Origin of the sequence: Diaphorobacter sp. HDW4A, assembly GCF_011305995.1 — a bacterium.
Taxonomy (GTDB): Bacteria; Pseudomonadota; Gammaproteobacteria; order Burkholderiales; family Burkholderiaceae_C; genus Diaphorobacter_A.
On record NZ_CP049910.1, the window covers coordinates 2284777 to 2308783 of the forward strand.

Annotated in this window: 15 protein-coding genes; 6 read left to right on the plus strand and 9 right to left on the minus strand. The window is 62.4% G+C overall.

From position 1 onward, the window contains the following. Positions 1-62 precede the first annotated feature (62 nt). Together G7047_RS10285 and G7047_RS10290 are read left to right on the plus strand one after the other, a co-directional pair. Positions 63-668, plus strand: coding sequence for an isochorismatase family protein (locus G7047_RS10285; RefSeq protein WP_166304500.1), 606 nt, complete (start codon positions 63-65; stop codon positions 666-668). Between the two features lie 133 nt (positions 669-801). After that, on the plus strand, positions 802-2883 hold the full coding sequence (locus G7047_RS10290) for a propionate--CoA ligase (RefSeq protein WP_256376835.1): 2082 nt from the start codon (positions 802-804) through the stop codon (positions 2881-2883). Positions 2884-2941: 58 nt separating this feature from the next. Here the strand turns inward: G7047_RS10290 and G7047_RS10295 are convergent, their stop codons facing one another. The 4 genes from G7047_RS10295 to G7047_RS10310 form a co-directional block, all read right to left on the minus strand. Continuing rightward, complete coding sequence (locus G7047_RS10295; protein WP_166304506.1) at positions 2942-6808, minus strand: EAL domain-containing protein; 3867 nt, start codon at positions 6806-6808, stop codon at positions 2942-2944. A gap of 203 nt (positions 6809-7011) precedes the next feature. Continuing rightward, positions 7012-7929: a DMT family transporter gene (locus G7047_RS10300; RefSeq protein WP_166304509.1), complete on the minus strand. Its 918-nt coding sequence runs from the start codon at positions 7927-7929 to the stop codon at positions 7012-7014. 7 nt (positions 7930-7936) lie between these two features. Next, complete coding sequence (locus tag G7047_RS10305; protein WP_166304512.1) at positions 7937-8494, minus strand: methylated-DNA--[protein]-cysteine S-methyltransferase; 558 nt, start codon at positions 8492-8494, stop codon at positions 7937-7939. Between the two features lie 39 nt (positions 8495-8533). After that, entirely contained in the window at positions 8534-10060 is a 1527-nt protein-coding gene (locus G7047_RS10310) for a DNA-3-methyladenine glycosylase 2 family protein (protein ID WP_166304514.1), read from the minus strand. A gap of 150 nt (positions 10061-10210) precedes the next feature. On the opposite strand from G7047_RS10310, the gene G7047_RS10315 reads away from it, so the two are divergent. The 3 genes from G7047_RS10315 (at position 10211) to G7047_RS10325 (ending at position 15842) form a co-directional block, all read left to right on the plus strand. Then, a complete protein-coding gene (locus G7047_RS10315; RefSeq protein WP_166304517.1) occupies positions 10211-11599 on the plus strand; it encodes a phosphomannomutase/phosphoglucomutase in 1389 nt (462 codons plus the stop codon). Between the two features lie 52 nt (positions 11600-11651). Further along, positions 11652-12932, plus strand: a complete 1281-nt coding sequence (locus G7047_RS10320) for a 3-deoxy-D-manno-octulosonic acid transferase (RefSeq protein WP_240939437.1) — start codon at positions 11652-11654, stop codon at positions 12930-12932. Positions 12933-13124: 192 nt separating this feature from the next. Continuing rightward, positions 13125-15842 (plus strand): bifunctional acetate--CoA ligase family protein/GNAT family N-acetyltransferase, encoded by a 2718-nt coding sequence (locus G7047_RS10325; RefSeq protein WP_166304520.1) that lies wholly within the window; start codon positions 13125-13127, stop codon positions 15840-15842. Between the two features lie 267 nt (positions 15843-16109). On the opposite strand, the gene G7047_RS10330 is transcribed toward G7047_RS10325, so the two are convergent. The 4 genes from G7047_RS10330 to G7047_RS10345 form a co-directional block, all read right to left on the minus strand. Then, entirely contained in the window at positions 16110-17504 is a 1395-nt protein-coding gene (locus G7047_RS10330; RefSeq protein WP_240939438.1) for a cytochrome c, read from the minus strand. A gap of 12 nt (positions 17505-17516) precedes the next feature. Further along, on the minus strand, positions 17517-19292 hold the full coding sequence (locus G7047_RS10335; RefSeq protein WP_166304523.1) for a GMC family oxidoreductase: 1776 nt from the start codon (positions 19290-19292) through the stop codon (positions 17517-17519). A 12-nt stretch (positions 19293-19304) separates the two neighbouring features. Further along, on the minus strand, positions 19305-20048 hold the full coding sequence (locus G7047_RS10340) for a gluconate 2-dehydrogenase subunit 3 family protein (protein WP_166311995.1): 744 nt from the start codon (positions 20046-20048) through the stop codon (positions 19305-19307). A gap of 423 nt (positions 20049-20471) precedes the next feature. Continuing rightward, entirely contained in the window at positions 20472-21743 is a 1272-nt protein-coding gene (locus G7047_RS10345; RefSeq protein ID WP_166304526.1) for a CaiB/BaiF CoA-transferase family protein, read from the minus strand. A gap of 155 nt (positions 21744-21898) precedes the next feature. On the opposite strand from G7047_RS10345, the gene G7047_RS10350 reads away from it, so the two are divergent. Next, the gene (locus G7047_RS10350; protein ID WP_166304529.1) at positions 21899-22825 is read left to right on the plus strand and encodes a LysR substrate-binding domain-containing protein; all 927 of its coding nucleotides are present in this window, start codon (positions 21899-21901) and stop codon (positions 22823-22825) included. A gap of 3 nt (positions 22826-22828) precedes the next feature. Here G7047_RS10350 and G7047_RS10355 read toward each other — a convergent pair whose 3' ends face one another. Next, positions 22829-23983: an acyl-CoA dehydrogenase family protein gene (locus tag G7047_RS10355; protein ID WP_166304532.1), complete on the minus strand. Its 1155-nt coding sequence runs from the start codon at positions 23981-23983 to the stop codon at positions 22829-22831. Between the last annotated feature and the right edge of the window lie 24 nt (positions 23984-24007).

Below are 24007 nucleotides of genomic sequence, written 5' to 3' on the forward strand. Positions count from 1 at the left end.
GCATGATCCTGCGACAATCTCTGATTTGAATCGCCCGTTGTTGGTAAGAAAGAATAAATTCCATGCTGCTTGATGAATCCGAATCCCAACTGGTGCTTGTGGACTATCAGGAGCGCCTGATGCCGGTGATTTTCGAAGGCGCAATCGTGCTCGAGAATGCCCGCCGTCTTGCGAAGATCGCCCAGTTCATGGACGTGCCAGTCTGGGGTACGGAGCAGAATCCTTCCCGCTTGGGTGGCAACGATCCGGAGTTGCGCGCGCTGTGCCGCAACACGCTATCGAAAATGCATTTCAGCGCCGCCGAGGAAGGTCTTGGTGAATGGCTGCGTCCTCCCGCAAAGCCCCAGCAGGGCGGCAATGCCCGCAGCTTGCCCAAGCATTTGCAGAAGCCTCAGCAGCAAGCACCTGAGCGCAACACGGTGGTGATCGCTGGCTGCGAGGCGCATGTCTGTCTTCTGCAGACGGCGCTGGATCTTCTGGAAGATGAGTTCGATGTCTGGGTCGTGACCGACGCCTGCAGTTCGCGCACGGAGCGCAACCGCGACGCGGCTTTTGACCGTCTTGCAGGCGCTGGCGCTGAACTCGTGACCACCGAAATGGTCGCTTTTGAATGGCTGCGCACCTGCGAGCATCCGGATTTCAAGGACATGCTGGCGCTGGTCAAGTAGCCCACAGGAAGGAGCCGCCGCGTAGCGCGCGGTGCCAGCCGTTCCAACCGAGAGTCGCCTAGCTTCAACTTCTTGCCTTACGTGGTTGACCTAGCTCAACCACCGCGAATTCCTCGCTTCAACCTTATCGCCAATGCCTTCAGATGCTCGCAAAATACGAGTATTCATTGGTGAGAAGGGTGTAGTTCTGTATCGCCTCTCGGAATGCCTGAAAGACCTCCCGGAGCGTCAGCTTGACGAAAACTCGCTTATACATAATGAAATCAACGGAGTTGCCACAGCGGTTGCGCAGCGCCGTCGGTCATATAAGGAGACTATTCCAATGCTGAGTTTTTCTGAGTTCCATCGTCGTTCGATAGAAGATCGTGATGCCTTCTGGTCCGAACAGGCCCAGTTCATCGAATGGCAAACCAAGCCCCAACAAATCTGCGATTACAGCAATCCGCCATTTGCGCGCTGGTTCGTGGGAGCTACGACCAATCTGTGCCACAACTCGATTGATCGCCATTTGGCCGAACGCGCCAATCAAAATGCGCTGATCGCGATCTCCACCGAAACCAACACCGAGCGCGCCTACAGCTACGCCGAGCTGCACAAGGAAGTGCAGCGCATGGCTGCCTGCCTTCAGGCGCTGGGCGTGAAGCAGGGTGACCGAGTGCTGATCTATATGCCGATGATTGCCGAGGCGTCGTTCGCGATGCTGGCCTGCGCGCGTATCGGTGCGATTCACTCTGTCGTGTTCGGCGGCTTCGCCTCCGCATCGCTGGCTTCGCGCATCGAGGACGCGGAGCCGACCGTGATCGTATCGGCCGATGCAGGCTCGCGCGGCGGCAAAGTCGTGCCATACAAACCATTGCTGGACGAGGCCATCGAGCTGTCCGCGCACAAGCCACAAGCCGTGCTGCTGGTGGATCGTGGTCTTGCTCCGGCCAACATGCGCGCAGGCCGCGATCACGACTGGGCGGCGCTGCGCAGCCAGCATCTCGATGCCAATGTGCCCTGCGTCTGGCTCGACGCTACGCAATCCAGCTACACGCTCTACACCAGTGGCACCACGGGAAAGCCCAAGGGCGTGCAGCGCGACACCGGCGGCTACGCCGTGGCGCTGGCGTCCAGCATGCGCTGGGTGTTCGATGCCAAGCCTGGCGACACCTTCTTCTGCACCAGCGACATCGGCTGGGTCGTCGGCCACAGCTACATCATCTATGGCCCGCTGCTTGCCGGTATGGCGACCGTCATGTACGAAGGTCTGCCGATCCGTCCCGATGCGGGCATCTGGTGGAGCATCGTCGAGAAGTACAAGGTCACGCACATGTTCTCCGCGCCGACGGCGGTGCGCGTGCTCAAGAAGCAGGATCCCGAATACCTCAAGCGCTACGACCTCTCGACGCTCAAGGGGCTCTGGCTTGCGGGCGAGCCGCTCGACGAGCCCACGGCTCAGTGGATCAGCGGAGCGCTACAGGTGCCGATCATCGACAACTACTGGCAGACCGAAACCGGCTGGCCGATTCTCACGCTGTGCAACGGCGTGGAAAAGCAGCCGTCGCGCTTCGGTAGTCCCGGCAAGGCGGTCTATGGTTACAACGTCAAGCTGATCGATGAGACCAACGGCGAAGAGCTGACAGCGCCCAACCAGAAGGGCGTGCTGGCCATTGAAGGGCCGTTGCCGCCCGGGTGCCTGCAGACCGTTTGGCGCAATGATGAGCGATTCGTCAACACCTATTGGAAGAGCATTCCGGGTCGTCTGATCTACAGCACCTTCGATTGGGGCGTTCGCGATCAGGATGGCTACTTCTTCATTCTGGGTCGCACCGACGACGTGATCAACGTGGCCGGGCACCGCCTTGGCACACGCGAGATCGAGGAATGCATCTCGGGCAACGCGAACATCGCCGAAGTGGCGGTGGTGGGCGTGGCGGACAACCTCAAGGGGCAGGTCGCCATGGCGTTCGCGGTGGCACGTGATGCTTCCGGGTTGACGGACGACGCCGCGCGCCTCAAGTTCGAGGGCGAGATCATGAAGCATGTGGACAACCAGCTTGGCGCCGTGGCCCGTCCTGCGCGCGTGTTCTTCGTGAACGCGCTGCCCAAGACGCGCAGCGGCAAGCTGCTGCGTCGCACGCTGCAGGCGATCGCGGAAAAGCGCGACCCGGGCGACGTGACGACGATGGAGGATCCGACGGCACTGCAGCAGATCAAGGATCTGCTCGGCTGACGGATCTGGAACGGTTTTACAGCTGTTATCGCGGTTGGAGCGGTGGTAGCAGCTTTTTTTATACCAGCGGAAGCGGCTCGGCGATGGTCCGGGCCGACTCCAGCCAGGAGCGCGGGGCGTGCCAGTGCTTGGCCCAATCCGCGAAGTGTTCGGCGGGCATGGGTCGCGAGATGATGTGCCCCTGCGCTATCAGGCAACCCATGCGGACCAGCAGAATGCCTTGCTCCACAGACTCCACCCCCTCGGCCACGATGCGGTAGCCAAACGACCGCGCAAGCCCGATCACCCCCTGAACAATGGCCTGATCGGCCGGGTCCTGCATCATGCCCCGCACATAGCTCTGGTCTAGCTTCAATTGATCGATGGGCAGGCGCCGCAGGTAGGCCAGCGACGAATAGCCTGTGCCGAAATCATCAAGCGAGACCGAGATGCCGATGGCGCGCAGTTGCGCCAGTTCGCGGGCGACATGATTGATGTCGTAGAGCGCCGCGTTCTCTGTGATCTCCAGATCAAGCTGTCTGGGCTGCACGTCCGGATGGCGCTCCAGATGGCCAAGCACCCAGTTGGCAAAGTCGCGGTGGCGCAGGCGCTCAGCGTCGATGTTGACGCTGATCTGCATCTCCAGCCCCTGACTCTTGAGCTGGCTGATGTGCGTGAGCACCGAATCCATGGCCCATTCGGAGAACTTGGCCTCGAGTTCGGTGCCATCGATCACGTGCAGGAAGGAGCCCGGAAGAATCACGCCAAGTTCGGGATGGACCCACCGCACCAAAGCCTCGGCACCGATAACGGCACCGGTGCGCATGTCGACCTTGGGCTGGAGATAGAGCGACAACTCGCCGTTGTTCATGGCCTGATCCACGCGCGCTCGGTGCTCCACAAGACTCAGACGCGCCATCTCCTGCACCGAGTCGAAAGCGCGAAGGCGATTGCCGCCAGCCTGTTTGGCCAGATACATTGCCTGATCGGCATGGCGCAGCAAGGTATCTGTGTCGGCCGAGTCCTCCGGGAACAGGGTATAGCCCACACTCGCGGTGATATGAATAGGTTCGCCTTCGACGTCATACGGAGCAGCGACAGCGTCCATCAAAGCACGAAGCCGTTTCTCTGCGGCCTCGCGATCACTCAGGTCGGAGAGCAGCACGACGAATTCGTCGCCGCCCAGACGCGCCACACAATCTGCAGGGCGCAGCGCGCGCTGCACGCGGCCGGCGACCAACACAAGCAGGCGATCTCCCACGTCATGACCCAGACGATCATTGATGGCCTTGAGCGCATCCAGATCGATATAGGTGATAGCCAGTTGATGACCTTTCTTGTTGCTGAGTTCCACCGCATCGCGTAAGCGTTGGCCGAGCAGTACGCGGTTGGGCAGGCCTGTCTGAGAGTCGTAGTGGGCCAAGTGGTGCAGCAACTCCTGCTGCTCGTGTTGGAGAGTGACGTCCATGGTCACACCCACCATGCGCTGAGCGGCTCCATCCTTGTCGTATTCCACTACTTTTCCGACATTGCGCAGCCAACGCGTGGGGGCCTGAGGTGGTGCAATGCGCCAAGTGGCATCAAACGGTGTGGAAGGGTTCATCTGATGCCGCTGCAAAGCGCTTTCGATCAAGGCAATCTGCTCGTTGCCGATGCCGATGTCCCAAGGCGTCGGCTCGGAGTTGTGCTCGAATGCGGCGTCTTCACCGTGCAATTCGTACCAGCGCGCATCGCCGCGCACATTGCCTGTCAGCAGGTCAAAGTCCCACGTGCCCAATGAGGCAGCAGCAAGCGTGAGTGAGAGCAGCTCCTCGCGCTCGCGCACTCTGAGCTCCTGTTGCTTGCGCTCGGTGATATTGATCAGCGAAATGAGCCAACAAGCTTGCCCGCCGACGTCGATGGAACTCATGGATTGCAGAACCGTGTGTGTCTTTCCGTCGAAAGAGCGCAGTTCGTTTTCGTAGCCAATCAGCTCCCCGGTCTTGCGCGCTTCGCGCAGCATGTTTTCGCGGGTTTGGGCGGTGTAGATTCCCAGATCGACTAGCGTGTGGCCCAGCGACATCTCGCGGGTGTAGCCAGAGCTTCTTTCCCATGCGGGATTCACGTCAACCACCCGGCCGTCGTCGCGGCGAACGAAGGCGAGCGAGATCGGCAGCGCCTGAAAGATGTGGGCGAAACGCGCCTCGGACGCCAGCATGCGCTCCGACGTGCGCCTCAGATTGTCGACGTCCTGTAGCACGCCGCGAATCTTGAGGAGTTTGCCATCCGTCATGACGGTTTCGCTGCGCACACGCACCCATGCGCGCTGCCGGTCGGCCCGAATGATCTCGAACTCGGTTTCCCAGATCATGTGCGCATTGCGCTCGTGTCGGCTGATCTGGCGTACCTGCTCCCGCCATTCGGGTGCCACATAGCGGTCGACGTAGTCGGCCGGTGGCGGTGTGCCAGCAGGCACTCCGTGGATTTCGCAACAGACGTCAGACCAATAGGTCACGCCGCGGCCTGGAATGCCCTCCCAAACGCCCAGACGCGCAAGCCAACTTGCCTGATTCAGTGAATGACTGGAGACGCGCAGGTTCTCCTCGATGACATGCGTATGCGTCATGTCGTGAAAGACGAAGATCAGGCAGCGCTCGCCTTCAATGAGCGCACTGCGTGCGGAAAAAACGCCCGTGATAGAGGCTCCTCGCAAGCGGATCTTCAGATTCATCCCATTGAATTCAGAATCATCATCGATCAGCGTTGTCAGCTGAATGCGGTCGTGTTGGGAGATCGACAACCCAAACTCATCCGCTGTCTTGCCAATAATTTCAGGCAAAGACAGCTGACACATGCGTTCCATGGCCGGATTGGCATCGATGAAGCGGCCGTCCGACATGCGCACAATTCCAGCAGGGTCGGGCAGCGTTTTATAGAAGGTGGTGTATTTGATCTCCGAGAGGCGAAGCGCGTTTGCCATCTCGTGCTGCTCGGTGACATCAAGCAACATGCCTGAAAGTCGCAATGGGTAGCCACTCTTGTCGAATTCCACGGCGGCTCCGCGTGCGATCAGCTTGCGCAAACGGCCGTGGTTGTCACGAATGCGGAATTCGCCATGAAAATGAGGTGACTGACCTTCAATCACCCGAAGCAGGCTAGGTGCCATCATTGCGAAATCGTCTCGGTCGATGCGCGAGCGCAACTCGGCAAAATGCGCATCGTCCATGAGCTGCCTCAGTGGCGCGATCTCATCATCGTCAGGGCTGTCATCCAGACCGAAGTCACGAAAGAGACTGCCGTGGTAGCTGAACAGCTGTTTGCGCGCATGCCATTCCCATCGTCCCCCGCCGGATGCTCGCAGCGCCTGCACGAGATCGTTCTTGCTCAATTGCAGCATACGCTGGGTGCGGGCGCGGCTCATGATCAGACCGACGCCGCCGCACAGCAGTATCACGCCCACCATATAGCGCCATGGAATGATGTCCAGCGTATACCACCCTCTGCGGGTCGTGGGATCGCCCAGCGTCGCCCAAGGCGCGATGCACATGGGCACGAGCACCATCAGCACAGAAAAAAGAAGCCAGAAGCTGAGTTGCGTGCGCTTCTGGACCAGCCAGGTTACGCTGCCTATACCCCACATGGAGATGGCCAGACCCAGTCCAATCCACCAAGCATGGTGGGTATCCAGCATCAGGCTGACAAGAGAACAAAGCGTCGCCACACCACCCGCAAGCGGGCCGAAGAGAAAGCTCACGGACGCGAGAATGCCGGGGTAGACGAACGAGATACCGTCCGCCGACGCCTGCACATGAAGCATGGCCACCAGCAATGCGCATAAACCGCCAATCAAGCCGATGCCCACCTGCTCGCGTCGATGGGGGTCGAGCAGCGTGGAAATGGGCAGCAACGCCGCGCCAATGATCAATGTCACCAGAATCAAGCCCGTGACGAAAAAATCATTGGTCATATGCCAAGCGGACAGCGGCGTTGGAAAGTGAATTGCCGCGCCACTCGCCAACGATCTCGAATCCCAAGATGCGCCAGCCAGTCCTGAAGCAACCCAAATTATTCAACTTGTTAAATAATATCTATCGATTTTTCAATTGAATTATTTTAGTCTATTGGTTTCGGGTGTAAATAGCTAGTGCAGATTGGAGTTGTCAGACAAACTCACTTTCCGTTGCTGTCAAGTTTGATCAGCCCCGTGGACAGCATGGTTCCACATACGATGATTACCGCGCAACCCAACATCCACAGCGTGACCGTTTCGTGAAGAAATAGAAAACCATACAGGACGGCAAAGGCGGGAGCGAGAAATGTGACGGCTACGGCGCGGCTTGGCCCCGCGTTGGCGATGAGCCGGAAGTACAGGAAGTAGGCAAGACCGGTACACAGGATGGCGATGGCGATGACGGCGCCCCAAGCACGGGGGCCGGGCATTTGTGATGGCCAGTTCACGATGGTCGGAACGGCCAGACAGATGCTGGCACCGATCAAGCTCCCTGTGGCGCTGGCAAGAGGAGGAACACCCACCAGATATCGTTTGGCGAAGTTGGCCGCCACCGCGTAGCAGATGGAGGCGCAGAGACAAGCCGCGATGGCCCAGCCGGCATCGCCGCTCTTCATGCCCGCGCCACCGGGCGCTTTCCACGCCAGCAGCGCAACACCCACGAACCCAAGCAGCAACCCCAGCCAGCGCAGGCGCTGGATGCGCTCGCCCAGCCAGATCCATGCGACCAGCGCGCCGAACAATGGCACGGTGGCGTTCAGAATGGAGGTGAGGCCGGTGGTGATGTGCATCACCGCCCAGGCGAACAGCGCAAACGGAATCGCCGAATTGATTACGCCAGCGAGCATCACGGTTTTCCAGTGGCGGCGCAGGGCGGGCCATTCACCGGTCAATACCACGAATGGAATCAGCAAGACCGCTGCAAGCGCCACGCGCAAACCAGCCGTGGGAAATGGGCCGAATTCCACCGCGCCCATGCGCATGAACAGAAACGATGCGCCCCAGATCGAGGACAGCAACAGGAACTCGGGAACCCAGGAGCGTTGCGCCGGGCTGGCTGGCGCGGGTGTGAGGGGCATGTTGTTTTCAGTTCTTGGAAACGTCAGAGACATCGGAAATGCCGCCCGCGAGCGCGCCTTCGAGCGTCAGCAGAGCGGTCTTGCGCGGCAGCCCGCCAGCATAGCCGGTCAAGCTACCGTCCTGACCGAGAACCCGGTGGCAGGGCACGGCCAGGCTCAGTGGATTCCGCCCTACGGCAGCGCCGACGGCGCGCATGGCCTGCGTCTTGCCTAGCTGGCGGGCGAGGGCACCGTAGGTGGTCGTCTTGCCGGTCGGAATGTTGAGCAGGGCCTGCCAGACCGATCGCTGGAACGGTGTACCTGCGGAAATATCCAGTGGCAGATCGAAGTCGCGGCGCTTGCCGTCGAGGAACTCGCGAACCTGGTCTCTGGCTTTGGTCAGCACCGGGTGTTTGTCGTCCATCCGCCAGAGGGGATCCGGCAGATCGGACGAGAGCTGCGCGGGTAGGTGTCGCTGGTCATGGAACCAGAGACCGACCAGACCTTGGTCGGAGGCGGCTGCGTACATGTCGCCCAAAATGGTGGAAAAGCGTGTGCAGGCGAGATCGTTGGAAAAAGTGGTCATGGAAATGCTCCGGATGGTCGGTTTGCAAGGGGCTCGATATCAGCGGCGGGCCAGCCCGGCCCAGGTGCGGATGACGGCATAGCTGCGCCATGGCCGCCAGACCTGCGACGCCGCGAGTGCATCGCGCGCCGCGCTGGCGCCGCGCGCAATGCCCAGCGCCGACTGCAGCGCGACATCGCCAGCGGGAAACGCGTCGGGCCAGCGCAGGGCGCGCATCGCGATGTATTGCGCGGTCCAGTCGCCAATGCCGGGCAGCTCGCGCAGCGCGGCCATGGTGCGTTCGGGGTCTTCGCCGGGCTGCAGGCGCAGCTTGCCTTTGGCGACGGCGGCGGCAATCGCCTTGATCGCCTGCTGGCGCTGGCGCACGATGCCGAGCGATCCGAGTTCGTCGCTGCTCGCTGCGGTCAAGGCATCGGCCGTGGGAAACAGCCGTGACAGCTCCGGCCACGGCGTGGCGATGGGCTCTCCGAAGTTCTGCACCAGCCGCTGCGCCAGCGTGCGTGCGGCGGCCACGGTGATCTGCTGGCCCAGCACGGCGCGCACCGCCAGCTCAAAACCGTCCGCGGCCCCCGGCACCCGCATGCCTTCACCTGCATGGAAGAAGGGCGTAAGAACGCCGTCGATCACCCCTAGATCCGCATCCAGATCAAACATGGCGCGGATGCGGGCGATCAGCGCCGGGAGCACCGGCAGCAGGGAATCACTCACGACCAGCAGCAGCCGGGTTGACGGCTCGTCAAAGCGCACGTCAAACCAGCCCTTGGCCGCGTTTGCGCCATCGCCCATGCGCAAGGTTCGTCGCATGCCGGGCAGGCCTTTGGGGAGCGCGGCCTCCACCTGTTCCAGCGAGGCAATGGTCCGGGTGCTGAGAAAGCCCAGCATGGCCTGTACGTCATAAGGCGGACGCCAACCAAGGCGGATCACATGCGACTGCACCGCATCCCCGCCACTCGATTCGCCGCCGTCCTTTCGCAATTGGCTGGGCTTGAGCGAGTAATGCTGCAGAAACGCCGCATTGAAGCCGCGCACGCTGCGAAATCCGCTGGCGAGCGCCACCTGGGTGATTGGCAGCGTGGTGTCGGTCAGCAGCTGTTTGGCCGCGAGCAGGCGGCGGGTCTGCAGATATTGAAGTGGCGAAATGCCCAACGCGGTGCTGAAGATGCGGCGCACATGGCGGTCCGTGACCCCGAGGCGGCTGGCCAGCCAGTCGATGACCGCACCGCCTTCTGCATCAGCCCAGTTCTCGGGCGCATCGAGCATGCGCAGCGCCTGTTGCAGCAGAATTCCGCTCGCGTCCTGATTCGACCAAATCAAGGCCTGCGGAGCCAGCTCCGGGCGGCAGCGCAGGCAGGGACGGAATCCGGCATGTTCGGCCTGGGCCGCCAGATCGAAGAAGCGGCAGTTTTCCCGGCGCGGCACGCGTACCGAGCAAACCGGACGGCAGTAGATGCCGGTACTGGTCACGCCCGTGAAGAAGCTGCCGTCGAAACGCGCGTCGCGCGCCTTGACGGCCAGATAGCGGGCGTCTTCCACTTGGGTCACGGAGGTTGGTGCGATCTCGGTCATGGCTTCATGATAGGGAAGGCGGCGCTGGAAGCTGGCCGTTTTCGGACATGTCCATCAAAAACCGTTTCCATGAAATTTGATAGCAACGATGGCTCCATCCGGCACGCCTACAATCGAGTCCGTTTTTCAACTTCATCGACAGGTTGTTCCGTGCCATTTTCGCCAGCCATTTTCAAAGCCTATGACATTCGCGGTATTGTTCCCAGCACTCTGAACGAAGACGTAGCCCGCAATCTGGGCCGGGCGTTCGGGCTGGCCGCGCGCGCCAAGGGTGAACGGGTGGTCGCAGTGGGCCGGGACGGGCGCCTGTCCGGCCCCGCACTGTCTGCGGCACTGATGACGGGTCTGGTGGACGTGGGCATCGAGGTGATCGACGTCGGCATGGTCACTACGCCGATGCTGTACTTCGCGGCCGCCACCCTGTGCCACAGCGGCATTCAGGTGACCGGCAGCCACAATCCCAAGGATTACAACGGCTTCAAGATGGTGCTCGCGGGCAAGGCCATCTATGGCGAGGAAATCCAGAACCTGCGCCGGGTGATGGACGCGCAGTCCTGGCAGGCGCACGAGGGCGGCAGCATCCGCGAGGCCAACGTGCTCAAAGCCTACACCGACCGCATCGTCGGCGACATCAAGCTCGCGCGTCCGATGAGGATCGTCGTTGACTCCGGCAACGGCGTTGCGGGCGCTTCGGCTCCGGGCATCTTCCGCGCCATCGGCTGCGAGGTGATCGAGCTGTTCTCCGAGGTGGACGGTGATTTCCCCAACCACCACCCTGATCCCAGCAAGCCGGACAACTTGAGGGACGTGATCGCGGCGCTCAAGAACAGCGACGCTGAACTCGGCCTTGCGTTCGATGGGGACGGCGACCGCCTCGGCATCGTCACCAAGGGTGGCGAGAACATCTTCCCCGACCGCCAGATGATGCTGTTCGCGCAGGACGTGCTCTCGCGCGTGCCCGGTGCGTCCATCCTGTTTGACGTGAAGTGCACCCAGCGCCTCGCGCCCGCCATCGAGGCGGCTGGCGGCAAGGCCGTCATGTACAAGACCGGCCATTCGCTGATCAAGGCCCGTATGAAGGAGCTCGACGCACCTCTGGGCGGTGAGATGAGCGGCCATATTTTCTTCAAGGAGCGCTGGTTCGGCTTTGACGACGGCACCTACGCGGGTTGCCGCCTGCTCGAAATTCTGAGCAAGAGCGCTGACCCCAGCGCCGTGCTCAATGCCTTGCCGACCAGTTTTTCGACGCCCGAACTCAATGTGTCGTGCGAAGAGGGTGAGCCGCATCGTTTGACTGCCCAACTGCAGGAAATTGCTGCCTCCACGTTCAGCGCTCCTGCGCAGCTCAGCACCATCGACGGCCTGCGTGTGGACTGGCCGGACGGCTTCGGCCTGATCCGCGCGAGCAACACCACGCCCGTGCTGGTGCTGCGTTTTGAAGGCCACACCGAGGAAGCGATGCACCGCATCGAGACCGAAATGCTGGCGCTGCTTGAGCGCGTGAAGCCCGGCGCGAAGGTGGGCGGAGCGGCTCACTGAGCGTTCTGTGAGAGGTCTGTATTCACTGGCAATCCGGCTTGCGACACCGCTTTTGCGGCGCAAGCTGGTGCGGCGCGCGCAATCCGAACCGGGCTACGCCATGGCCGTTGGCGAGCGCTTTGGGCGCTATGACACGCCGCCGCGTGTGGCGGGCGTAGCAGATGTGGCGGGTACGTTCGCCCGGCCGCTGATATGGATCCATGCCGTGTCGCTTGGCGAAACGCGCGCCGCCGCCATTCTGCTCAAGGAACTGCGCAAGCTGCTGCCAAGTATGCAGCTCCTGCTCACCAATGGTACGGCCACCGGCCGCGAAGAGGGCAAGAAGCTGCTGCAGGATGACGACATCCAGGTCTGGCAGCCATGGGATTCACCTCAGGCGGTGCGTCGATTTCTGCTGAACTTCCAGCCCGATATCGGCGTGCTGATGGAGACCGAGATCTGGCCCAATCTGGTGGCAGGATGCAAGGCGCACGGCATTCCGCTGGTGCTGGCGAACGCGCGCATGAATGAAAAATCGTGGCGCGGTGCCAAGCGGCTGTCATGGCTGGCCGGGCCCGCCTACCGCAGCCTGTCCGCCGTCTGGGCGCAGACCGAGGCCGACGCCAAGCGGCTTGCCGACGTCGGCGCGCCGGTGCGCGGCGTGCTCGGCAATCTCAAGTTCGACAGCGTACCCGATGCCGCCTTGCTCGAACGTGGCCGCGCTTGGCGTGTGACCAGCGAGCGCCCGGTCGTGCTGTTCGCGAGCAGCCGCGAGGGCGAAGAGGCCGCCTGGCTGCAGGCTTGGCTGCGTCAACGCGTGGGCTTCGCGAGCAGGCATCAGCAGGTGCAGTGGCTGCTCGTGCCGCGCCACCCACAACGTTTTGATGAGGTGATTACGCTGTGCATCGATGCGGGTCTGACGGTCTCGCGCCGCAGCGCATGGGGCGATGCGCCGGAGGCCGCCGACGTCTGGCTTGGCGACAGCATGGGCGAGATGGCGCAGTACTACGGTATGGCCCATGCGGCGATGCTCGGCGGAAGCTTCGAGCCGCTGGGCGGACAGAACCTGATCGAGGCGCTGTCCTGCGACTGCCCCGTCATCATGGGACCGCACACCTTCAATTTTGCCGAGGCTTCCGAACTCGCGGCCGAGGCGGGAGTGGCGCTGCGGGTGGCCGACATGGATGCGGGCGTGCTCGAATCCGTGCGCCTCGTCAACGAGCCCGAGCGCCTTGCCGAGCTGGCCTCGCGCTGCCATGCCTTCACCAGCGCGCACCGGGGCGCGGCAATGTCGACCGCGCTGGCAGTGGTGCAGCAGATGCGCGGGACCAAGGCGATTCAAGCCGCCGTTTGACGGCTCGAACGGCGGGCGCTGACCCGCGTGGGCTGCTATGCAGTTCGAAATTCCCGCACTATGACCAAAAACAAACGCCGTGTTGTTTGAGGCTATGGTTTCCCCTCAAGTGCAAGACAATGTGCTTTCGTGAGTTGCCTGCCTTCACTGCAAGGACAGGTGCCGGTCAGCCACTGTCGTTTCATCATCACCATGTTGGATAAGCACTACCTTACCCCCTTGTTCGCCCCTGCGTCGGTCGTCGTGCTGGCGGGGCCGGGCGACAAGCCGGAGTCCCTGTCGCCGCTGGCGCGCAATGTCCACGAAGCCCTGCGCGCCCAGAAGTTCACCGGCAGCCTGACGTTCATGGACATCCACACCAGCGGCACGCTCGCCGATCTGGCGCAGGCGCGCGCGGATCTCGCGGTGATCGCGCTGCCTGCCGATGAAGTGGTCGCCGCGATGGAGGTGGCGGGTCGCATGAACTGCCGCGCGGCCATCGTGTTGTCCACCGGCATGTCGCAGGCGCAGGCGTCCGACTTGAAACGCATCGCCAAGCGCGAGGGCATGTTTCTGCTTGGTCCCAACTCGCTTGGCATACAGCGTCCGTCGCTGCAGCTCAACGCCAGTGCCGTCGGGCCGCTCGCGGCGGAGGGATCGCTCGGGTTGATCTGCCAGTCGGGCGCGCTGACTGCTTCGATCCTTGATTGGGCACGCAGCAATGCGGTAGGCTTTTCGAGCGTGGTGTCGCTCGGCCCTCATACCGATCTGGGCATCGCCGCTGTCCTTGATTTTCTGGCGAACGACCCACGTACGCAGAGCATCGTCGTCTATATGGAGGGCATCCAGAACGCCCGCCGTTTCATGAGCGCACTGCGTTCCGCCGCGAATGCCAAGCCAGTCATCGTGCTCAAGGCAGGACGCAAGCCTGCAGGCAATGCGGCCGCGCTCACGCACAGCGGCGCTATCGTCGGCAGCGACGAGGTGTTCGACGCCGCGCTGCGCCGCGCCGGTGCCGTGCGGGTGAGCACGTTCGTGGAGCTATTCTCGGCAGCGAAATGCCTGGCCTCGCGCTACCGCCCGGTCGGCCAACGGCTGGCGGTGATCACCAACGGCGGCGGCCCCGGCGTGCTTGCGGCTGACTGGATCAATGAAAAGGGGCTGGGGCTAGGGCATCTGTCGGCCGAGGTGGCAGCCGCACTGGCACCGCAGTTGCCGCCGCTCGCCACCTTGTCGGAGCTGATCGATCTGTCCGAAGAGGCCGGTCCCGAGCACTACCGCCTCGCCATCGAGGCCACCAACAAAGACAAGCAGATCGACGGCGTACTCGCCATCTTCTCGCCCAAGCCCGGCAGGGACGCGACGGCGGTCGCGCAGGCGCTTTCGGACGCCAAGCGCTCGATGAACAAGCCGCTGCTCACCAGCTGGCTGGGCGACACCCTCGTGCTGCCCGCACGCCAGACGCTGCGCAAGGCGCAGATCCCGAGCTTTCGCACGCCCGAGGCGGCGGTGGGCGCGTTCTGCAATATCTCGACCTTCTACCGCAACCAGCAACTGCTGCTACAGACGCCGCCATCACTGTCGACCCTCGCCAAGCCCGATATCGAGGGTGCGCGCCTCGTCATCGAAAGCGTGCTCGCCGAGCGCCGCAAGGTGCTCACCGAGATGGAGTCCAAATCGCTGCTCGCGGCCTTCCACATTCCGGTCACGCGCACGCTGCAGGCGCGCAGCGCGCACGAGGCGATGATGATCGCCACGCAGCTGGGCTACCCGGTCGCGCTCAAGATCGATTCGCCCGACATCAGCCACAAGTCCGACGTCGGCGGTGTGGCGCTCAACGTGCACACTGGCACCGCCGTGCGCGATGCCTATGCCGACATGGTGCAGCGCGTGGCGCGGCTGCAGCCCACGGCACGCATCAACGGCGTGACCGTGCAGAACATGGCGCGGGCCCGGCGTGGCCGCGAGATCTGCATTGGTCTCGTGAGTGACGAGTATTTCGGCCCGGTCATCACCTTTGGCGCGGGCGGCACCATGGTCGAGCTGATGGACGATGGCTCGATGGAGCTGCCGCCGCTCAACCAGTTTCTCGCACGCCGCTTGATCGAACGCTCGCGCGTGGCCGAGACGCTGGGTGAATGGCGCGGCGCCGATCCGGTGAATTTCGAAGCGCTGGAGCAGGTGCTGTTGCGCGTCTCGGAAATGGCCTGCGCGCTGCCGCAGCTGCGCGAGATGGACATCAACCCGCTGATCGTGGATGCCAACGGTGTCGTCGCGGTTGATGCGCGCATCGTCGTCGGCGAGGCCACGCACGGCGCATCGGGCACGCTCACGACGGGTTTGCTCGGCGCGGATTCGAGCTACGCGCATCTGGCGATCATGCCGTACCCCGCTCGTTATGAGCAGATCTGGCCGATGCGCGGCGGCGGTGAATACCATGTGCGTCCGATCCGTCCAGACGACGCGCAGATGCTGCAAAGGCTGGTGCGCGAGCTGTCACCGGAGAGCCGGTATTTCCGTTTCGTCTCTCAGCTTGCCGAGCTGCCTACGTCTATGCTCGCGCGTTTTACGCTCATCGACTACGACCGCGAAATGGCACTGGTGGCGGTACAAAAGGAGAGTGCGGTTGATGAGCAAGGGCAGGTGACCGAGACCGAGCGCATTGTTGGTGTGTCGCGTTATGTGACGAATCCTGATCAGTCGAGCTGCGAGTTCGCGTTGCTGGTGGCGGATGATTTTGCAGGGCGGGGGCTCGGTTCGCGGCTGATGCTGGCGATCATGGAAGTCGCACGCGATCGCGGGCTTGCCGAAATTCAAGGACTAGTACTAGGCAACAATCCCAACATGCTCAAGCTCATGCGGCGTCTAGGCTTTGAAATCAAGGCGTTTCCTGATGATCCGGAGTTTCGTCTCGTTGTTCATCAGCTTTAGTTTTTTGTGTTTACGCCGCCTTTCTGGCGGCGATTGGTTGATCGTTTTGAGGCGGCAATACGGCCCCTCATGCGTTGTTGCGAAGCCTTGCCGTACAGGCGTACTGTCTGCGGCTTCGCGCCTAGCCTGAGGGGCCGTCTTGCCGTTGGGGTGGCGGTTTCAGGCGCTCTGTTCGCTTCGTTGGCCTGCTGTTTTGATGCGGGGAAAATGCAAAAAGGCCAGCGGATTTTGTCCGACTGGCCTTTTGTTTTTTGTGCTTTGCTTCGCTTACTTGCTGCGTTCTGGCGCTGCTGCGGCTTGCACTTGTTTGCGTAGCTTTTTCACCTGATCTGCGGTCACTGCTGGCGCTTGGTTGCCCCAGCTGTTGCGCACGAAGGTGGCGATGTGGGCGACTTCTTCGTTCGTCAGGCGGTCGGCGAAGCCGGGCATGGCGAAGTGGGTGGGGGCCTCGGTCGTGCTGGGCATTTCTGCGCCTTGCAAGATGAGGTGGATCACCGAGCTCGGGTCTTGCGCGTTCACGCTGGGGTTGAGCGCGAGTGCGGGGAAGACACCGTCGTAGCCCTTGCCGCTGGTGCGGTGGCAGGCGGCGCAGTTGTCGACGAAGAGCAGGGCTCCTACGTCCTTGGTCGAACCGTCGAACATGGCTTTGGCGGCGCTGTCGTTGTAGGCTAGGGCGGGGGCGTCGGGCCTGAGCGGGGTGAGCGTCTTGAGGTACGCGGCCATGGCCTGCAGGTCGTTCTGTGTCATGTGCTCGGTGCTGTGCGAGACCACGTCGCCCATCGATCCGAATGTTGCGCCGTGGGCGTTGCGGCCGGTCTTGAGCAGCTCGACGATGTCTTGCTCGCTCCAGTTGCCTAGGCCGTCGGCCTTGTCGCCGCGCAGATTGCGGGCGAGCCAGCCTTCGAGCACGCTGCCGGACAGGAAGGCCGTGCCATCGGCATCAGTGCCCGCCTTTTCCTGCAACGCGACGCCGCGAGGCGTGTGGCAGGTGCTGCAGTGACCGAGGCCCTCGACCAAATAGCGGCCGACGGCGATCTTGTCGCCTTCGGGGATGGCCGTGTTGTCGGTGGTGACGGCCGGGGCGAACATCTTGCGCCAGACGGCGAGCGGCCAGCGCATGGACAGTGGCCAGGTGATGTCGGTGGCCTTGTTGGCTTGCTCGACGGGTTGCACGCCTTGCATGAAGTAGGCGTACATGGCCTTCACATCGTCGGACTTGACGTAGGCATACGAGGTGTAGGGCATGGCCGGGTAGAGCGTATGGCCCTGCTTGGCCACGCCGTGGCGCACGGCGTTGTCGAACTCTTCGAGCGAGTAGCTGCCGATGCCGGTGGTTTTGTCGGGCGTGATGTTGGTCGAGTAGACCTTGCCGATCGGCGTTTCCATGCCGAGGCCGCCTGCGAACGGCTTGCCGCCTGGCGCGGTGTGGCAGGCCACGCAGTCGCCGACGCGCGCGAGATAGGCACCGCGCTGCACTTCGGGGTTGTCGGGCAGCTTGGGTTCGGCGGCGGTCTTGAAGATGGTGTTGCTTTCCGCTTGAGCCTTCACGTCATCGAGATGGGCCTGCGTGGCGCGCGACAGGCCCCAGCCTCCGAGCAGAGCCACGGCGACGATGGCTGCGCCGCAGGCGGTGAGTGTGGTGGTGGTTTTGCGCATGTTCATGTTCGTGCCTCCTTACGCCTGGACCAGAGGGCCAGGGTTCTTGAGGTACTGCGTGCGGATCGCGTGCACCGACCAGTAGGTGAGCGCACCGACCAGACCCGTCGGGTTATAGCCCATGTTGTAGGGGAAGGCGCTCGCGCCTTGCACGAACACGTTGGACACATCCCAGCATTGCAGGAAGCGGTTCACCACACTGTTCTTCGGGTTGGTGCCCATGATGGCTCCGCCCGTATTGTGGGTGGTCTGGTAAGGACGCACGTCGTAGTGCGAGCCCTTCTTGCGGATGCTGGACCACATCTTTTCGGGGTTCAATTCCTTGGCGACCAGCTCGGCCTTGTCGCCCACGAACTTGAGCATGTCGAACTCGTTGTCATGCCAGTCGAACGTCATGCGCAGCAGAGGCATGCCGTAGGCGTCGCGGTAGGTGGGGTCGAGATCCAGGTAGGAGTCGCGGTAGGGCATCACCGAGCCGGACAGGCCGATGTTGAGAATGCGCTGGTAGCCTTCCTGCATGCCAGCCTTCCAGCCCGAGCCCCACTTGGGTGTGCCCGGAGCGATGGCGGATTGCTTGATGGGGCGGCCACCGGCACGTGCGTGCTTGGTGGTCGCGCCGCCGATGAAGCCGTGAGGGCCGTGGTCGAACTGGTCACCATTGAAGTCGTCCCACACCACGCCCGATGCACCTGCGCCGATGAACGGGTTGAGATAGGTGCCCTTCTTGAGCAGCACGCTGACGCCACCGTTCATCTGGTAAGCGTAGTTCTTGCCGACCACGCCTTCGCCCGATTGGGGGTCATACGGCTTGCCGATGCCCGAGAGCAGCAGCAGGCGCACGTTGTGCATTTGGTAGGCGCACAGAATCACCAGATCGGCGGGCTGCTCGACCTCGCGACCCTGTGAGTCGACGTACAGCACGCCAGTGGCCTTCTTGGCCTGGTTGTCCATCAAGACCTTGAGCACGTGCGCGCGGGTGCGCAGCTCGAAGTTGGGCTTCTTCATCAGTGCCGGCATGATGGTGGTCTGCGGCGATGCCTTGGAATACATGTAGCAGCCGTAGTGCTCGCAGAAGCCGCAGAAATTGCAGGGGCCCAGACGCACGCCATAAGGGTTGGTGTAGGGCTCGGAGGCGTTCGATGCAGGCAGCGGGTAGGGGTGCATGCCAGCGGCCAAGGCGGCCTTTTCGACCAGCGATTCACCGTACACGTACTTGAGCGCGGGGGTGGGGTAGGCCTTGGAGCGGCTGCCTTCAAACGGATTGCCGCCCGCCTGCCTGGCGCCATTGAGCACACCGGCCGTACCGGATGTACCGCACACGTATTCGAACTGCGAGTAGTAGGGCTCGAGTTCCTCGTAGGTCACGCCATGATCCTGCAGGGTCATGTCCTCGGGCATGAACTTCTTGCCGTAGCGCTCGACCGTGTTGCTGTACAGACGCAGTTCTTCGGGCAGATTGCGGAACGTCATGCCGTTCCAGTGGAAGCCCGCGCCGCCCACGCCGTTGCCAAGCAGGAACGAGCCATGCTGGCGGTAGGGCACGGCCAGATCACCGGTCTTGTGGCGCACGGTGACGGTTTCGGTCGAGAGATCTTGGTAGAGCTTGCCGCGCACCGAGTATGCGAGCTCGTCGATCACCTTGGGGTACTTGGCGTCGGTCGGGGTGTCCTGCATCGGGCCGCGTTCCAGCGCCAGCACTTGCAGGCCTTCCTCGGTGAGTTCCTGAGCCATGATGGCGCCGGTCCAACCGAAGCCCACCAGCACCACGTCCACTTTGTCTTTTTTGATCGTCATTTTTCCGACTCCTTATCCGCGTTCACCGTTGATGGAAACAGGTCCAAACGGATAGGGTTTGTTGGGCTGGTCGACCCAGTCCATGAAGTCCGCGCGCGCGCCGGGGAAACCGATCATCTTCCAGCCCACCATGCCTTTGTTGCCGCCGTAGATGGGGTCGGCCAGAAAGCCTTCCCGTGCATTGGCCAGCACTTGGTTGAAGAACAGCTTGGCGGGAATGTTGGGCAGTTCGATCTTGCTCTCGTCGAGCTGGTGCAGGATCTCGTCCTGCAGCTTCTTGTCGAGTTCGGCAAAGGTCTTGCCGTCGTGGTTCGTCTTGCACCATGCGTCGCAATCGGCCACGCCATGGCGGTACATGTCGCGCGGCGTCATGTTGTGTTGGTAGCCGAGCTGCGGCACGACCTCGGGGTGGAACGGACCCTGCATGTACCAGAGCTTGCCGTGGCCCCAGGGCATTTCCAGCTGTCGGTCGATGAATTCGGGCACGCCTGCCTCAACGGCGCCGGGACCGATCTCGTCCTTGGGAATCAGAATGTCGACGGCTGCGACGACGAACGCCCATTCCGCATCGTTCAGATAGCTGGGTGAGTACTTGGCGTTCGTCGTGCCAGCGTGGGCCGAAGACAGCGGAGTGTTGGCTCCATCCGAGGTGCATGCCACCTGCGTGACCGCTGCACCGGCCGCGAGGCTGGAGGCGGGCACGACGGCAATCATGCGGCGCAGAAAGCCGCGCCGTGGTTCTATGTTCTTTTCGATGGGATCGTTCATGGGGCGTTCCTCGGTTCTTGAATCACACGACCGCGAATGTCGCTGAAGAACCGAGAGGAAACCACCTGCCAGATTCGCTTGTTGGCAAGCGAAGGAGAACCGCTGGACCGCCCGGTGAAATCAGCGGCTGGATTCCCGGCTGAAACACATCTGAGAAAGGGCGTCGACGCGTTCAGCGAAGGCTCGCATGAACGTGGGCGCGGGTTCAAAGTACATACCCACACAAGAATCCAAACACACTGCATTCATTCAGCCGTGCTTTGAATTGAACTCCAATGTTAGTTGTCTAAACAATTGCTTGCAGGTCTCGGAACCGAGACCTGCTCGACGGTCATGGTTGTTTTTGCTGCTAGTTCACGGGATATTGCGAATAGGAGTACCTGCGCGCGTTTTCAGTTTGAAGCCAGTCCTTCAGAGCACCTTGCGGCTTCGAAGGCCGTCGATCTGGGCCCGCGTGAGCCCCAGTTCAGCCTGCAGCACCTGGTCGGTATGCTGGCCGAGCGAAGGCGGCGCATGGCGCAGTGTCGTGGGGGTGTCCGACAGGCGCAGCGGGCTGGCGGCGGTGGTGATGCGGTTGGCGACCTGAAGGTCGTCAGGTGCGTTGGCAAAGCGATCCTGTTCGACGCGGATGTTCCGCGACTGCACCTGTGGGTCGGCGTAGGCCTCGGCGATGTTGTTGATCGGGCCGCAGGGCACGGCCTTGTCTTCGAGCAGTGTCACCCATTCGGCAGTGGTGCGCTGGCGGGTGATGTCACACATGCGGGGAATCAGCTCGTCCCGGTGTTTGACGCGCGCGCTGTTGGTGCGGAATGAGTCGCCGCTGCCCCAGTCGATTCCAGCCGCTTCGCAAAAGCGCGCGAACTGGCCGTCGTTGCCGATAGCAAGCAGCATGTTGCCATCGGCCGTGGGAAAGTCCTGATAAGGCACGACGCTCGGATGCGTATTGCCAAGGCGCTGGGGGATGTTGCCCGCATTGAGAAAACCCGCGCCCTGATTGGCGAGCACGGCCATGGCCACGTCGAGCAGGGCCATGTCAATGTGCTGGCCGCGCCCGGTGTGGTGGCGGGCCTCGATGGCGCCGAGAATCGCTGTGGTCGCGTACATGCCGGTGAACAGGTCGATCACCGCCACGCCCACGCGCATCGGTCCGCCGCCGGGCTCTCCATCGGCGCGGCCGGTGATGCTCATGAGGCCGCTCATCGCCTGCACCAGCAGGTCGTAGCCCGCGCGCGGTGCGTAGGGGCCGGTCTGACCAAAGCCGGTGACGGAGCAATAGATCAGGCGCGGATTGAGCGCCTTGAGCGACTCGTAGTCGAGGCCGTAGCGCTTGAGACCGCCGGTCTTGAAATTCTCGACGAGCACATCGCTTTTCTGGGCCAGTTCGCGGATCAGTGTCTGGCCTTCGGGCGTGGCCATGTCCACGGTGACCGAGCGCTTGTTGCGATTGCATGACGCGAAATAGCAGGCTTCTGTCGTGTTGTTGCCGTCTTCGTCCTTGAAGAACGGCGGACCCCAGTGGCGCGTGTCGTCGCCTTCGCCGGGTTTTTCGATCTTGATCACGTCCGCACCCATGTCGGCCAAATTCTGGGTGCACCAAGGACCGGCCAATACGCGCGAAAGATCAAGCACGCGAATGTGGCTCAGTGCGCCTTTCGGGCCGGTGTTGCTGCTTGGGGTTGCCATAGGTCTCCGTGGTGGTTGTCCGCTTCGGCGGGATATTCCAACATGGTAGAACGTGTTCTTGGAAATCGGCTTCCATTCTTTTTAAGCAGGCATTCGCCCTCAATCATTGGTATAAGGCATTCGTCGATAGCGGCTACTTTCCCTAGAATCGCCGCATGTCCATGCATTTCGATCTAGTAGACCTGCGCCTCATGGTGCACATTGCCGAAGCCAACAGCATGACGCGCGGGGCGGAGCTGTCCTTCATATCGCTGCCGGCGGCCAGTACGCGCATCAAAAATCTGGAGGAGAGCATCGGCACCAAGCTGCTGTATCGCACCAGTCAGGGCGTGACGCTGACTCCGCCCGGCCAGGCGTTCGTGACGCATGCGCGCATGGTGCTCGGGCAGATCGAACATCTGCGCGGCGACATGCAGGAGTACGCCAGCGGCATCAAGGGCCATGTGCGGGTATTTGCCAATACCACCTCGCTCGGCGAATTTTTGCCCGACGTGCTGCGCCACTACTTGCGGCGCAATCCGGATGTGAACATCGATCTGCGTGAGCGGCTGTCACATGACATCGTGCGCGCGGTGACCGAGGGGCAGACCGACATCGGCATCGTCGCGGGCCTGGTGCGCACCGAGAATCTGGAAACCTTGCCCTACCGGCGTGACCGGCTGGTGCTGGTGGTGCCACGCGGCCATGCGCTGGACGGGCAGACGCAGGTGGACTTTGCCGACACGCTCGAACTCGACCATGTCGGCCTGCATGAATCAAGCGCGATCCATGCGTTTTTACGGCAGGCGAGTGACCAACTGCATCGCCCGATCAAGCAGCGCATCCAAGTGGGCAACTTCGAGACCGCCTGCCGCATGATTGAATCCGGCGTGGGCGTGGGTATTCTTCCCGAGTCAGCTGCGAGTCGCCATGCGCAGGCTATGGCGATCACCATCGTGCCGCTGGCTGACGCATGGTCGGTACGCGAGATGCAGATCTGCGTGCGCAGCATGGATGCACTGCCATCGTTCGCGCGCGAGCTGGTTGAGTTGCTTGTGGCGGACGCGCAGGGCAAGCTGCAGTGCGACCGATCCGCGGAGTGACTGCTATGCCCGGGCGCCCCGAATCATGTTCCGCGCAATGATGATCTGCTGGATCTGCGTCGTGCCTTCATAGAGCCGGAACAGCCGCACATCGCGGTAGAAACGCTCGATGCCGAATTCGGACAGATACCCCGATCCACCGAGAATCTGCACCGCCCTGTCGGCCACGCGGCCGGACATTTCTGTGGCGAACATCTTGGCGCAGGAAGCCTCGGTCGAGACGTTGCGGCCCTCGTCGCGGCGGCGGGCGGCATCGACCACCATGCATTCGGCGGCGTAGATCTCGGCCTGGCTGTCGGCCAGCATGGCCTGGACCAGCTGGAACTCGCTGATCGGCTGGCCAAACTGTTTGCGCTCGAGAGCGTAGTTCAGCGCGTCGCGAAGAATGCGTTTGGCAACGCCCACCGCGACTGCGGCGATGTGGATGCGGCCCTTGTCGAGCACCTTCATTGCGGTCTTGAAACCCTGACCTTCCTTCAGACCGATGAGGTTGGCGGCGGGCACGCGCACATTGTCGAAGAACACATCGCAGGTGTGCGCGCCGCGCTGGCCCATCTTCGCGTCGTTCTTGCCAAAGCTGATGCCGGGCGATTTGGCGTCGAGGATGAAGGCCGAGACACCGCCCGAGCCCTTGTTGGACGGATCGGTGCGCGCCATCAGCGTGAACACCCCCGCGTGCGGCGCGTTGGTGATGAAGCGCTTGTTTCCGTTGACGACATAGGCATCGCCGTCGCGGATGGCGGTGGTGCGCAGGGATGCTGCGTCAGAGCCCGCCTCGGGCTCAGTCAGTGCGAACGAGGCCATGAGTTCTCCCGTGGCGAGGCGGGGAAGCCACGCCTCCTGCTGCTCGGGCGTGCCGTCCATCAGAATGCCCTGCGAGCCGATGCCCACCGTGGTGCCGATCACCGAGCGGAAGGCGGGCGAGGTCTGGCACAGCTCGAAAAGCACGCGCACTTCTTCTTCCATGGTGAGTTCCAGACCGCCGAAGCGCTCGGGAATCGTCATGCCGAAGAGGCCCAGCTCGCGCATCTCCTGCACGATGGATTCGGGGATCTCGTCGGTCTCGGCGACGATGTTTTCTGCGGGCACGAGACGTTCGCGTACGAAGCGGCTCACGCTGTCGAGCAGGGCTTCCAGCGTTTCCTGGTCACGAATCATATTGTGAGTCTCCTTGTGCTCAAA